Origin of the sequence: Rhizobium sp. TH2 (genome assembly GCF_024707525.1) — a bacterium.
Classification (GTDB): Bacteria; Pseudomonadota; Alphaproteobacteria; order Rhizobiales; family Rhizobiaceae; genus Rhizobium_E.
The window spans coordinates 3,731,324-3,745,107 of record NZ_CP062231.1; the positions used below are offsets into that span (position 1 = coordinate 3,731,324).

General features: G+C 61.6%; 10 protein-coding genes. 5 read left to right on the top strand and 5 right to left on the bottom strand.

What is annotated here, in order from left to right; translation table 11 throughout:
* Window positions 1-25: 25 nt before the first annotated feature.
* Window positions 26-697: a tetratricopeptide repeat protein gene (locus IHQ71_RS18435; RefSeq protein ID WP_258162876.1), complete on the bottom strand. Its 672-nt coding sequence runs from the start codon at window positions 695-697 to the stop codon at window positions 26-28.
* 112 nt (window positions 698-809) lie between these two features.
* Window positions 810-4,538, bottom strand: coding sequence for a response regulator (locus tag IHQ71_RS18440; protein WP_258157900.1), 3,729 nt, complete (start codon window positions 4,536-4,538; stop codon window positions 810-812).
* A gap of 236 nt (window positions 4,539-4,774) precedes the next feature.
* On the opposite strand from IHQ71_RS18440, the gene IHQ71_RS18445 reads away from it, so the two are divergent.
* From IHQ71_RS18445 to IHQ71_RS18465, 5 genes are all read left to right on the top strand, one after another.
* Window positions 4,775-6,361: a trimethylamine methyltransferase family protein gene (locus IHQ71_RS18445; RefSeq protein WP_258157901.1), complete on the top strand. Its 1,587-nt coding sequence runs from the start codon at window positions 4,775-4,777 to the stop codon at window positions 6,359-6,361.
* A 68-nt stretch (window positions 6,362-6,429) separates the two neighbouring features.
* On the top strand, window positions 6,430-6,795 hold the full coding sequence (locus tag IHQ71_RS18450; protein ID WP_374989880.1) for a GFA family protein: 366 nt from the start codon (window positions 6,430-6,432) through the stop codon (window positions 6,793-6,795).
* Window positions 6,796-7,113: 318 nt separating this feature from the next.
* A complete protein-coding gene (locus tag IHQ71_RS18455) occupies window positions 7,114-8,832 on the top strand; it encodes a DEAD/DEAH box helicase (protein ID WP_258157903.1) in 1,719 nt (572 codons plus the stop codon).
* Between the two features lie 269 nt (window positions 8,833-9,101).
* A complete protein-coding gene (cls, locus tag IHQ71_RS18460; protein WP_258157904.1) occupies window positions 9,102-10,553 on the top strand; it encodes a cardiolipin synthase in 1,452 nt (483 codons plus the stop codon).
* 50 nt (window positions 10,554-10,603) lie between these two features.
* Entirely contained in the window at window positions 10,604-11,383 is a 780-nt protein-coding gene (locus tag IHQ71_RS18465; protein WP_258157905.1) for an endonuclease/exonuclease/phosphatase family protein, read from the top strand.
* Here the strand turns inward: IHQ71_RS18465 and IHQ71_RS18470 are convergent.
* From IHQ71_RS18470 to IHQ71_RS18480, 3 genes are all read right to left on the bottom strand, one after another.
* On the bottom strand, window positions 11,368-12,255 hold the full coding sequence (locus IHQ71_RS18470; protein ID WP_258157906.1) for a DMT family transporter: 888 nt from the start codon (window positions 12,253-12,255) through the stop codon (window positions 11,368-11,370). The two genes, IHQ71_RS18465 and IHQ71_RS18470, sit on opposite strands and share 16 nt — an antisense overlap.
* 119 nt (window positions 12,256-12,374) lie before the next feature.
* On the bottom strand, window positions 12,375-13,028 hold the full coding sequence (locus IHQ71_RS18475; RefSeq protein ID WP_258157907.1) for a ChrR family anti-sigma-E factor: 654 nt from the start codon (window positions 13,026-13,028) through the stop codon (window positions 12,375-12,377).
* A complete protein-coding gene (locus tag IHQ71_RS18480; RefSeq protein WP_258157908.1) occupies window positions 13,025-13,675 on the bottom strand; it encodes a sigma-70 family RNA polymerase sigma factor in 651 nt (216 codons plus the stop codon). Before IHQ71_RS18480 ends, IHQ71_RS18475 begins: the two co-directional genes overlap by 4 nt.
* Window positions 13,676-13,784: the final 109 nt, after the last annotated feature.

Here is a 13,784-nt window from a genome sequence, read left to right on the forward strand (position 1 = left end):
CTCTCCGGGACAGGTTTCTCAGTGCTCAGGACAGCTTGCCGCTGGCGGCAATGAGTGCCAGCACCGTCCGGGCGCGCGTCTTGGCGCCTGCGGAGGCATCGGCGTCATCGAGCACCAGTTGCAGCCATTCGCGCGACTTGGCATAGTTGCCAGCCTTGAATGCGGACAGGCCCAGCACCTCGCGCGCGCTGTTGCGCACCGGCGACGACGCTGCGGCCAGTTCTTCCACGGCGCTGGCAAGCTCTTCATAAGAGCTGTTATCGACCATCAGCCATGCGGCGCGAAGCTTGGCTGCATTGCGCACCGGGCCCGGCACGGCCGCATCCTGGCCAAGGGCGTTGAAATCGGCGATTGCGCCCTTCGCGTCGCCCTTGTCGGCTTTCAGCGTCGCAAGCCGCATGCGCGCCAGAACCGGATAGGCGCCAAAGCCATCCTTGCTCAGCGCTTCGAGTTCCTTCATCGCCTGATCGGACTTGTCGGCGCTTGCATCCTTGACCGCGTTGATGAACCGGTCGCCGGATGCTGAGGATTCCCGCGCCTGCCACCATTCGAACAGCGCACCACCGGCCACGCCCAGGACGATCAGAACCGCGACGCCGATGATCAGCGGCCGGAAACGCTTCCAGACATTCTGTATCTGCTCGGAGCGCAGTTCCTCATTCACTTCACGAATGAAGCTGTCATCGCTGTTATTCATTACCATGGCATAGTCCGTTCATGCGGCCGATCGACTTGAAAGGCGCTTCTAACCTATTTTCCCGGCAAAGTAAGGGGGGATGGCGAGATTCTGGCGGTGGCCGGAACGTGTATCAGCCAGCAGACAAGGTCGCCGCCTTTTTGTCCGATCCCACCCATAGACCGATCTTTTCCTCAAGTCGCTCGGGGCTGATCGGCTTGGTGATGTAATCGTCCATGCCGGCGGCGAGGCACATTTCCTTGTCACCATCGAGCGCGTGCGCCGTCACGCCGATGATCGGTATGCGCTCGCCCGACCCGGCCTCGATGCGGCGGATTTCCTTGGATGCGTCCAACCCGTTCATGACGGGCATGGAAATGTCCATCAGGATGAGGGATGGCCGCTCGGCGCTCCAGGCCTCGACGGCTTCCGCCCCATTGGTGACGATGCGATAGGCAATGCCTGCCGCATCCAGGATCTGGCTGAAGACGATGCGGTTGACCTCGTTATCCTCCGCGACCAGCACATCGACGCCACCGAGCGTGGCCGCAGGCACTGCCGGGGCCGGGATGGGCGCCGGTGGCAAATATTGCGGCGCGGCCGCTTCGAACCTTGGCGTGGCGCGCATGCGTGCCACGGGAGCAACAGTAGCCCCCAACTTCATGCGGTTGCCGCGGATCACGTCGATCACCGTCTCGCGCAGGATTGCCGAGCGCGCCGGCTTCATCAGATGGGCCTGTACGCGGAGGTCGGAGAGATTTTCCTCGCTGTCCATGATATCGACCGAGGTCAGGAAGATGATCGCTGTCGCATCGTTTGCGGGATTGGTTCGTATGCGGCGCGCGACTTCCATGCCGTTCATTTCCGGCATCTGGCAATCGAGGATGATGACATCGAGGGACAGGCCGTGGTCGCGCGCGGCATCAATAATGGAGAGACCCGTGGCGCCATCGGGCGCGGCCACGCCTTCGAAGCCCCATTCCGTCACCTGTTCCAGGAGAATGGTGCGATTGACCTCATTGTCGTCGATGACGAGGATGCGTGCACCTTCCACATTGATCGGCAGCGGCTTCCTGCGACCATGGCCGGCGGCAACCGTGAGCGGAAGCGACAAGGTGAAGGTCGAACCTTGACCTTCGATGCTTGCAACGGAAATCGTGCCGCCCTGGATTCGGGCAAGCCGCTCGGAAATTGCGAGACCAAGGCCGGTCCCCTCGTGGCGGCGTGTCGATGAACCATCGACCTGAGAGAATTGCTGGAAGATCGTTTCGAGTTTGTCGGGGGGAATCCCGATGCCGGTGTCTTCCACCACGACATCGAGCTTCACCGTTCCATCGTCGCCGACGCACGCCGCCACAGTCGCCACCACATGGCCGCTCTCGGTGAACTTCACGGCATTGCCGATGAGGTTGGTGACGATCTGCCGGAAACGCCCCGCATCGCCGCTGACCATCGCCGGCACATCACCCTTGCGGCGGATGATGAGTTCGATATCCTTCTCGGCGGCGCGAGAGGCAAGCAGCGTCGCGACGTCCTCGACCGCCTCGACAGGATCGAAGGGCGACAGTTTGAGCTGCATCTGCCCGGCGTCAAGACGCGAGAAATCCAGGATGTCGTTGATGATGGTGAGCAGCGCCGAACCCGACTTCATGATGATATCGGTAAAGGTCTTCTGGCGTGTATCGAGAGCGGACTTGGACAAAAGTTCCGTCATGCCGAGAATGCCGTTCATCGGCGTACGGATCTCGTGGCTCATATTGGCGAGGAACTCGGACTTGGCGCGGTCGGCAGCTTCGGCTTTCGAGACCAGCCGCTTGAGTTCGGATTCGCGTTGATACACCTTGGTTTCGTCGCTGCAGATGATGACCGTCTGGCCATTGTCCTTGGCACGCATTTCGAGATGGATCCAGCGACCATCATTGAGGGGAAAATCATATGACGGGCTGTTGCGACCGATGACTGCTTCGCGGAAGCGCGCGGCATTCTCCTCTTCCATCGACGGGTCGTAGTCGCGGTTTTGCCTCAGCGTCGCCCGATAGCATGCCTCCCATGTCTGGCCGGGCGCGAGCATCTCCTGCGGTACATTGAGCAATTGGGCAAGGCTGCGATTGGTCAGCACGATCTCGTCGCCTTCGAGCACCATGAGGCCCTCGGGCATCGTATCGGTCGCGCTCAGCACGAGCTTGTAGGCGCGGTCGGCCTCCTCATGCGCCGCGATCACCTCGCGATCCCTCGCGCGGAGTTCGGTGAGATCAACATAGCACAGCAAGTGCTTGCCGTCGGTGAGCGGAATGCCCGAATAGAGAATGACATTGCCGCTGTCGAAAGCCTTTTCGCGATAGTGCGGACCGCCACGTATCTCATCCACGCGCTTGCTGTAGTAGGTGTCGATGTCCTCGCCTTCCGACTGCTGCCCCGTCTCGAACATGTTGACGACGAGATCGCGGAACGGCCGGCCGATGACATCGCCTTCCCAAGCCTCCTGGCCGATGGCGCCCCAGATTCTGGACTTGTAGGCGTCGTTCATCAATTGGATGTTGAGGTCCCTGTCGAGAACGATCAAACCGACATCAATGGACGAGACGATGTTCTCCAGGTCACGCGTGACAAGTTCGGCCCGCTCGTTAGCCTGCTGCAACAGAATCTCGCGCTGACGGATCGCCGAGATATCGATCACCGTGCCCACGACATATGGCTTCTTGTTCTCGCTGATCAGGCGTCCGGTCTTGACGATGGTGGCGGCGATGCGCCCGCCTGCGACCGGGGTCTCTTCCTCCTGCTCGTATTCCACGCCATGTTCGAGCGTGTTGCGATTGGCTTCCCAGACTTCCTGCGCATAGTCGCCGAGAAGCGAAAACTCGTCGCTGCCCACCAGTTCGTCGTAACTGCGGCCGAAGAGGTCGGCATAGGCCTGGTTGATGAAATGCAGCCGCTGGTCCGGTCCGCGCGCGAAAGCCGCGACCGGCAGCCGGTTGAGCAATTCGCGATAAAGGCCTGCCTCTTCGATATGGTTCTTGAGCAGTTGCTCCTGATCCTTCATCTCGGTCACGTCGACCCTCAGGCCGATGAACGTGCCGTCCGGCAGCCGCCGGTTGACGCATTGCAGCCACTTGCCGTTCGACAGCGGCATCAGGTCCATGCTCTCCGGCACACGCTGAAGAGCAATCCTCTGCTCGACCCAGCGATCGCGGGTCGAGGCATTGAGTTCGGGGTCGTCAGGATGCTTCCTGATATTGTCGTCGGCGAGCCGCGAAAGCACGTTTCGCAATGTTACGCCGAGGTTTAGTTCGCCGATCAGCGGACCATAGAGATCCTGGAGCTTCTGGTTGAAATAGACCAGCCGGTCGTCCCGGTCGTAGATGCAGATGCCGGCCACCAGGCCGTCGATGATATGTTCGGCGAGTTCGCCCGTCAGTCCGCCCATGGCCGCAGCCGGCTGCAACGGCGGCGGAACCACGTGCAGCTTCGTGGGCGCCGGCTTGTCACCATCGCCGGGCATGGTGATCGACGCTTGCGGATTGAACACGCAATAGAGGAAGCTCTGGCCATCGGAGAGGGTGAAGCGTTCGATCTCGATGATGAAGCGACCCTGGCCGAACGGGTCGGAATGCAGCGCGCGCTGGTCTTCACCGAAGACGATGCAACTGCGTTCCTTGTCCTCGAGATCGATCAGCGCCTCGATTTCGGAATATTCGCCCGGGCCGGTGCCGACGAGATCGCTCACATTGAGATTGAAGAGCTGTGCCAGCGCTTGGTTGGTCGCGACGAAGACGCGCTCGCTGTTCTTCACATAGGCCGGGCGGTCCAAATCCGAGATTCGGTCGCAGATCGTATCCAGCAATGGATCCCGGTAATAAATCAACTGACACCCCGAACCCTCGGATCCCCGAGCCTGAGAGCATTAGCATTCCGGGCTTGAACATTTGGTTAACCATGACGGGTAAAACCTCGCCGTAATCGACCTTGCCGCGCAGAGAACAAGGCCTTTTCTCCCAGCGTCACCTGATTGTGCAAATTGTCGTTTTGGCAGGTGCTTTCCTGCGCCCGATTTGCTACTATTATGTATATACAAATCCATTCCAATCAGACAGGCATCAGATGAGCGTCGAGGGCACACAGGCTGCAATCATCCACGAGGAAAACGCCGGCGACGGCACGCGGCGCAGGCGCCCCGGCGGACGCGGAGGCGATCGTGTCCGCAAGGCCAGCGGTTCGTCCTATCTCAACCTGAAGAACACCCGCCCGCACACCGAATTGCTGTCGGCCGACCAGATCGAGGCCATCCACAATGCCTCGCTCACCGTGCTCGAGGAAATCGGCATGGACATCATGCTGCCGGAGGCGCGCGAGCGCATGAAGGCCGCAGGCGCACAGGTCACGCCGGGCAGTGACCGGGTCCGTTTCGACCGTGGTCTCATCCTCGACATGATCGCTTCGGTGCCCAAGCAATTCACGCTGCATTCCCGCAATCCCATCCGGAACGTCGAGATGGGCGGCAACAACCTCGTCTTCGCCCAGGTCGCCTCCGCGCCATTCTGTTCAGACCTGCAGGGCGGCCGTCGCACCGGCAACCAGAAGGATTATCGCGATTTCCTGCGTCTCGCCCAGTCCTACGACATCATCCACGCCACAGGCGGCTACCCCGTCGAGCCGGTCGATATCCACGCCTCCGTGCGTCATCTTGATTGCATTTCCGATCTCATCAAGCTGACCGACAAACCGTTCCATGCCTACTCGCTCGGCCAGCAGCGCAACACCGACGCCATCGAGATGGCCCGCATCGGCCGTGGCATATCCCACGAGCAGCTGGAACTCGAATGCTCGCTCTTCACCATCATCAATTCGTCCTCGCCGCTTCGTCTCGACGGGCCGATGCTGCAGGGCATCATCGAAATGTCCTCGCGCAACCAGGCGGTCATCCTGACGCCGTTCACGCTTGCTGGCGCGATGGCGCCGGTGACGGTCGCGGGCGCACTGGTACAGCAGAATGCCGAGGCGCTTTGCGGCATTGCCTTCACCCAGATGGTGCGCAAGGGTGCGCCGGCCGGCTATGGCGGCTTCACCTCGAACGTCGACATGAAAACGGGTGCGCCGGCCTTCGGAACGCCGGAATACATGAAGGCCGTGATCGCCGGCGGCCAGCTCGCCCGCAAATACGGTTTCCCCTACCGCACCTCCAACACCAATGCCGCCAACACGATCGACGCGCAGGCCGCCTATGAGTCGGTCTTCTCGCTCTGGGGCGTGGTCGAGGGCGGCGGCAATTTCGTCATGCATTCGGCCGGCTGGACCGAGGGCGGGCTGACCGCATCCTTCGAGAAATTCATCCTCGACGTCGACCTGCTCCAGATGGTCGCCGAATTCCTCAAACCCCTCGACGTTTCAGAAGATGCACTGGCGCTCGACGCCATCCGCGATGTCGGCCCCGGCGGGCATTTCTTCGGCACGCCGCATACGCTCGCCCGCTACGAGACCGCCTTCTACTCGCCGCTGATCTCCGACTGGCGCAACAACGAGACCTGGGTCGAAGCCGGCAGCCCAACGGCCTTCGAACGCGCCAACAAAATCTACAAGGAAACACTTTCGCACTACGAGCGCCCGCCGCTCGATCCGGCGATCGAGGAAGAACTCGACGCCTTCGTCGCCAAGCGTAAGGAAGAAGGCGGCGTCGCGACGGACTTCTGACGCCTCCTGCCAACTTCTGGCATCATCCTCCTGTAGCCGTTTTCCTATGAGGTCACAGGAGGATGACGATGTTGAAAGGCAGCTGCCATTGCGGCGGGACGAAGTTCGAAGTCGCCGAGGCACCAAAAATGGTGATCCGCTGCACCTGCAGCATCTGCTCAAAGCGCGGTGCGCTCTGGGCCTATTACGAGGTGAAGAGCTTCAAGCTTCTGACGTCTCCGGAGAATGTCGCCTCCTATCGCTGGCACACCAAGACCATCAGCCATAATTTCTGCCCGGTCTGCGGCTGCGGCACCTTCACCGAGACGCCGGATTGGTCGACGGGCGAGGCCAATTTCGACAATCCGCAGATCGCGATCAATGCGCGTCTCTTCGACGATTTCAACCTTGATGCCGTGCCGGTCGAGGTGATCGACGGCAAGAACCAGTGGTAGAGTGAAATTGCCGACCCCCAAGGCTCCTATTTCGCAATTGCGAAGTTAGAGCCTTGACTTTCCCCACCAAATGAACGACATGAGCCGCAGCTTTCCCCTCAAGGGCGCCGCGTGAGCTGCCCGGGCGATCTCCAAAGATCGCAAGTAACAGGTGAAGCGCCGTTAGTTGGTACCCTCGCCGAGGGTCGAATGCGCCGGAAAGCATAATCCAGAAACTAGCAAGTTCCCAAATCACGCGGGGTTCTTGGGCCAGACGAACCGGAAAGCAATCGTGCTTTTCCGGCCTAGCCGTTTGGTACCCCGAAAGGCATACATAAATTGACCAGCTTTGATACGCTCGGACTTTCCAAGCATACTTTGCCCACACTCGAAGCCAATAACTTCACAGTCGCCACGCCGATCCAGGCGCAGGCCATTCCGCATCTCCTCCTTGGCCGCGATCTCGTCGGCCTCGCCCAGACCGGCACCGGCAAGACGCTTGCGTTCGGCCTGCCGATCATCGAGATGCTGCTGAAGGAAGGCCTCCGCGCCGAGCCGAAATCGGCCCGCGCCCTGATCCTCGCTCCCACCCGCGAACTGGTGAACCAGATTTGCGACAGCCTTAACATGTTCACCCGCAAGACCCCGCTCAAGATCACCTCGGTGGTCGGCGGCCAGTCGATCAACAAGCAGATGCAGATCGTCGGCCGTGGCGTCGATATCCTCGTCGCGACGCCGGGCCGCCTGCTCGATCTTTGCGACCGCCGTGCGCTGACGCTGACCGCGACCCGCGTCCTGGTGCTCGACGAAGCCGACCAGATGCTCGACCTCGGTTTCATCCACGACCTCAAGAAGATCGTGAAGATGGTGCCGAAGCGCCGCCAGACTATGCTGTTCTCCGCCACCATGCCGGCCGCGATTGCCGACATTGCCGAGAACTACATGGAAAGCCCGGTCGAGGTTTCCGTGACCCCTCCCGGCAAGGCCGCCGACAAGGTCGACCAGCAGGTTCACTTCGTGCTCGGCCGCGACCACAAGGCCCAACTCCTCAAGGAACTGCTGCGCGCAAATCCCGACAGCCTGTCGCTGGTCTTCGCCAAGACCAAGCATGGTGCCGAAAAGCTGATGACGCATCTCGCCCATTCGGGCTTCAAGGCCTCCTCCATCCACGGCAACAAGAGCCAGGGCCAGCGCGACCGTGCGCTCAAGGGCTTCCGCGACGGCGAAGTCCGCGTCCTCGTGGCAACCGACGTTGCCGCCCGAGGCATCGACGTCCCCGGCGTCAGCCACGTCTTCAACTTCGATCTGCCGACAGTTGCGGAATCCTATGTCCACCGCATCGGCCGCACGGCGCGTGCCGGCCGCGAAGGCATCGCCATCGCGTTCTGCGGTCCGGAAGACGTCAAGATGCTCTATGACATCGAGAAGCTGCTCGGTACGGCAATCCCGGTTGCCGGCGGCGAGCGCCCTGAATACCAGGGCAAGAAGAAGGCCGGTGGTGGCGAGAGCCATCGCGGCCGTCGTCCGACCGGCCATGAACAGCCGAGGGCGCCGCGCGAAAACCGCGAACCCCGTGGCGACCGTCCGGCTCGCGGCGAGCGTCAACCCCGTCCGCAGTCCGCTTTCGCCGAGGTCGAGGAACTGAACGGCGGCGAATTCCGTCCGGTTCGCGAGAGCGCCGGCGAGCATCGCGGCAATCGCGGTGGTCAGGGCCGTCGTGATGGCAATCCAGGTGGACGCTATCCCGGCGACACCCGCAACGAGCGCGGAGATCGCCCGGCACGCACGGAGCATGCCGACGGCGCAAAGCGTCCGGCCCAGGCTCCCAAGCAGGCCCAGAACCGTCACTCGCCAGCCCGTCATGCAGGCTTCGCTGGGGATGGCAACATTGCCACCAATGGCGGCGAACGCGCTCCCGCCGCCGGCCCGGACAACCGCAACCACGGCAAGCCCGCCAATGGCAAGAAGCGCTTCCATGGTGGCGGCGGCAACCGCAGCAACAATGGCGGTGGCCAGGGCGGCGAACGCCGCGCGCAGGGCGGCAATCGCCGCGGCTGATTGATCTTAGACATCAAATCGAATGGGGCGGCCGATCGGCCGCCCCATTTTTGTTGTTGCTGAAACGGCGGTCAGCCCATGGCCACATCATGGAGCAGCTTCACGTGCAGCGCTGCAATGAAGACGGCGATGAAATGACGGAAAATAACGCGAACCGATAGGAAAGCTCTTCGTGAGATCGGAAAAGCGGCCATATTGTCCTTGCAAAAACGCGCCAACACCCCGACGTTGTATTTGAGGTGTGGGAGAAGGTTGCAAGCAAAGCGCAGATGATTGAATTCCTTTCCACTTATTGGCCGCATTTCCTGGCGGCACTGTCGATTGTGATCGGCACCATCGCTGCATCTCACGCGGCAATGACCAAGGAGGATGTGCGCGCGGCCACCGGCTGGGTCGGTATCATCCTGCTGTCGCCGATTGTCGGCGCGATCTTCTATTCCGTAGCCGGCGTCAACCGCATCCGGCATACGGCACTGGCCACGCGGCGGTCGGCGCGGCATGCGCTGTGGCGGGAATTCTACGGTCCCGCCGTGCCACGCCAAGCGATCGCCGACTGTTTCTCCACGCAATTCCTGCCAATGAAAACGCTGGGCGATACCGTCACCCGTTTTCCGCTCACATCAGGCAACAACATCCAGATGCTGCATGACGGGGATGAAGCCTATGCGCAGATCTGCGAAGCGATCGAAAAGGCGCGGCATAGCATCCTGCTGGAAACCTATATCTTCGACCGCGACCGTATCGGCACGCGCATTGCCGACCTGCTGATCGCGGCAAAAGAACGGGGCGTGACGGTTCGCGTGCTGATCGATTCCGTCGGCGCCCGCTATTCGGTGCCGAGCATCGTGCGCCACTTGCGCGCCGGCGGCGTCAATACCTTTACCTTCAATGGCAAGGTCATCACCGGCCTGCGCCTGCCCTATGCCAATCTGCGCACGCACCGGAAGATCATCGTCATCGACGATGAGGTCGCGTTCACCGGAGGCATGAACATCCGCGAGGCCTTCACACGGGAATTCCATGGCGACAACCGCAGCCTGGATACGCATTTTCGCGTCACCGGCCCCGTCGTGGGCGACCTCTTCGCCGTCGCGGCCGAAGATTGGCATTTCGCATCCGGCGAGAAGCTCGCGGCCGCCAGCGATCCGCATGGGGCTGTCGCCGCCACCGATCCGATCTTCGTCCGCGTCGTCTCCTCCGGTCCGGACGGCAGCATCGAGACGAACCACAAGATGCTGATCGGCGCCTTTTCGGTGGCGCAGAAGTCGGTCCGTATCATGTCGCCCTATTTCCTGCCCGATCGAGAATTGATCAGCGCTATGGTGACCGCTGCCCGGCGCGGAGTGGAGATCGATATCCTGCTGCCGTCGCAGAACAATCTCAAGCTCGTCGACCATGCCATGACCGCGCAGTTCGACCAGGTGCTGAAGGGCGGCTGCCGGATCTGGCGCGTCAACGGCGCCTTCGACCACTCCAAGCTCATGACGATCGATGGCCAATGGTCCTATGTCGGCTCGTCCAATCTCGACCCGCGCTCGTTGCGGCTCAACTTCGAAGTCGATCTCGAAGTACTCGATTCTGGCTTTGCCTCGATGATCGAGGATCGCATCGACCGGGCGATGCAGGATGTGACCGAAGTGACGCTGCACGGCCTCCGAAGGCGGCCTTTCCTGCTGCGATTGGTGGAAAAAATTCTCTGGCTCGGTTCGCCCTATCTGTGATCTGATACGTTGATGTCGATATTGAATGTGCAAACGAGGTTGCTGGACACATGATCCTATCGGCGATCCACGCCATCAGAAGCCGGGGCAGGCAGCAATACAGCCAAGTCGAAGCACCGGACGGCGCCCTGGTGATAGCCTCATACAACATCCACAAATGCGTCGGCACCGATGGCAAGCGCGATCCCGGCCGCATCGTCGACGTCATCGGCGAGATCAATCCCGATATCATCGCGTTGCAGGAAGTCGATACCCGCTTCGGCGAGCGCAAGGGCCTGCTCAATCTCGACCGGCTGGAGCGCGAATATGGCCTGGTGCCGGTGCCGCTATCCAAACCATCCGCGGCCCATGGCTGGCATGGCAATATCGTGCTCTACCGCAAGGGCCTGGTCAGCCACGTCCATGAGCTCACTCTGCCGGGGCTTGAGCCACGTGGCGCGCTCATAACCGAAATCGATCTGGATGAGCAGCGCGGCGTCCGCATCATCGCAGCCCATTTCGGCCTGCTCAGGCGCTCGCGCGAACAGCAGGCGCGCGCCATCGTCGATCTCATGCGCCGCGACCGGCAGCGGCCGACTCTGGTGCTGGGCGATCTCAACGAATGGCGCGTCGGGGTTAAATCCGCGCTCAACAGCTTCAGCCCGGCTTTCGGCCCGTTGCAGCCATCGGCAGCGAGCTTCCCCTCGCGGCTGCCGTTCCTGGCGCTCGACCGGATCATTCCCAACCAGCCGGGATTGATTTCCGCGGTCTTGGCGCACGAGACGCCGCTGTCCCGCGTCGCCTCCGACCACCTGCCGATCAGGACGACGCTCTCCTACGACGCGCTTTGAGATTTCCGGCCCGCGAGCCAGACGCCGAACACGACAACCACGGTGCCGATGATCATCGTCGGCCCAAGGGGCTCGCCCAGGAAGATGAAGGACTCGATCGCCACGGTCGGCGGCATGAGGTAGATGAGCGACGCCGCGCGCGACACCTGCCCTCGCCCGATCAGATAGAGCAGCAGCGCCACCGCGCCCATCGAGAGCACGAACACCGACCACAACAGCACGAGCATCAGTGGCAGGCTGAAATCGAAGCGCGGCGGTTCGCCCAGCAGGGTAGCCGGCACCACGAGGCACAATGCGCCGACATATTGCCAGACGGCGGTCGTCCGCATGTCGCCCGATGTGACAAAGCGCTTCTGATAGAGCGTACCGAGCACCACACCGCTCATCGCCACCACATTGACGGCGACCGGCAAAGCAGTCTTGGCGAAGAGATCGCCGCTGATGCCTTCGAATGTGGGAATGAGGCAGATAATGATGCCGGCAAAGCCGAGCGACAGGCCGGCGATCTGCACGACAGACAGCCTTTCGCGCACGATGATCGGCGCCAGCGCCGCTGTCATCAAGGGCTGCAGCGCCGCAATCACGCCCGAAACGGATGCCGGCACGCCATGAACGATCGCCCACCAGACTCCGCCGAGATAAACGCCATGCATCAAGAAGCCGGAGACAATCGCATGGAAGATGGCGCGCGGATCACGCGGCCACGGCGCCCGGAGAGCAACACTGAGCACGCCAAAAGCAATAGCCGCGCCAGCGAACCGCACCGAAAGGAACAGCTCGGCACTCGAATGGGAAGCGGCAATGGCCGGCGCGATCCAGCCGGACGACCATAGAAGCACGAACAGGACTGGCGCAATGCGCTCGAGAGACAAGGAAAGCTCCGGGGAATGGGCGACGCAGCGTCGCAAATAGGCAGCGCCAGAACTAACGCAGAGGCCCGGCAAGGTCAAAGCGCATTCGCGACGTCTGCTCCACTAAATTGGTCGAGGGTTCAGAGTCCGATAAAAGGCTGTGCAAGGCGGCCGAGCCAGCTCTTGATCCGCATCGGGCCCTCGATGGAAGCAAGGCAGATGCATTCCCCACCTTCATCCACGACGGGCGTGTGGTCGGTCTCCTCGTCTTCGCCGATCAGATCGCCAACCATGTAACGGCCGGTTTCGTCATGGAAAGAGCCCTTGAGGACCAGAGTGAACTCCTCGCCGGAATGGCTGTGTTCCGGCAGTGCACGGCCGGCAGGCACGCGCAGAAGAACCAGATTGTGATCGGGATCTTCCGGCATCTCGACCCTGGCGAAGCGCATGCCCGGACCGAGCCATTTCCAGGGACCTATCTTCCGCCTTGCGAGCGGCTCCGGCAGGGTAACCCCCATGGCGAGATGGTCGTAGTTATGTATTTTCGCGACGGGTTCGTTGGGTACGCTGTCGCCGATCCGCGCAAGGGTCTGCTCGAAGAGACCGGCCGAGAGCTCCGCCATCGGCTGTTCCTCGATCAGCGCGCCGCCAACATTCTCGAACTGTCCGAGGATCGCCCGGCTCGATTGCGACATCGCGACATGGCTGGCCACCACCAATGCCGGGGCCGGACGCAGCTGCCCGGCTGCGTAGCGCAGCAGCAGGTCCTCGCTGGTCTGGTGAACGGTCGTCATAGATTGTCTTCCATGGTCTGGCGCAGGCGCTGGAGAGCAAGCCTTACGCGTGATTTCACTGTGCCGAGCGGAATGCCCAGCACTTTGGCGATCTCCGCCTGGGGATTTTCGGCGAAGAACGACATGCGAATGACGGCTGCCTGCTCGGCCGGCAGCAGCGTCAGCGCCTGCCTGACCTTCACCTCGCTCTGGCGTGCGATCATCATCGCTTCGGCGGTCGGGTCCGGATCGACCTCTTCAAAGGTCTCGAGTTCTCGCCGAGTTCCGCCCCGCCCATCGCGGCGGCGGCGATCGATGCCGAGATTGCGGGCAATGGTGAAAATCCAGGTCGATACACCAGCCTTGACGGGATCGAAACTGGCGGCCTTGCGCCAGATATTGACCATCGTTTCCTGGACAAGATCTTCGCACTCGTTCTCGGCATAGCCCTGCCTGATCAGGAACGACTTCAGCCGGGGTGCATAAAAGCGAAAAATCGCCGCGAAAGCCTGCTTGTCCTCATGCAATGCCACGCGCGTGAGAAGGCCGGCAAGTTCATCTGGCGAGGGCATCAGTTCGCGATCACCGGCAAGCGTCATATAGGACGCTCGCGGCTTCTTTGGTCGCCGTCCACTGGCACCGCGAAGGATGTCGCTATCTGCATTCATGCCCTCGTTTACGCGAATGAAGGCAAGTAAGATCACCATTACTCAAGATTAATGGCGGCTTTCTCGCTTGGGACTTGATAGCGCAGGCCGCCGGTTATTGCCAACCGCA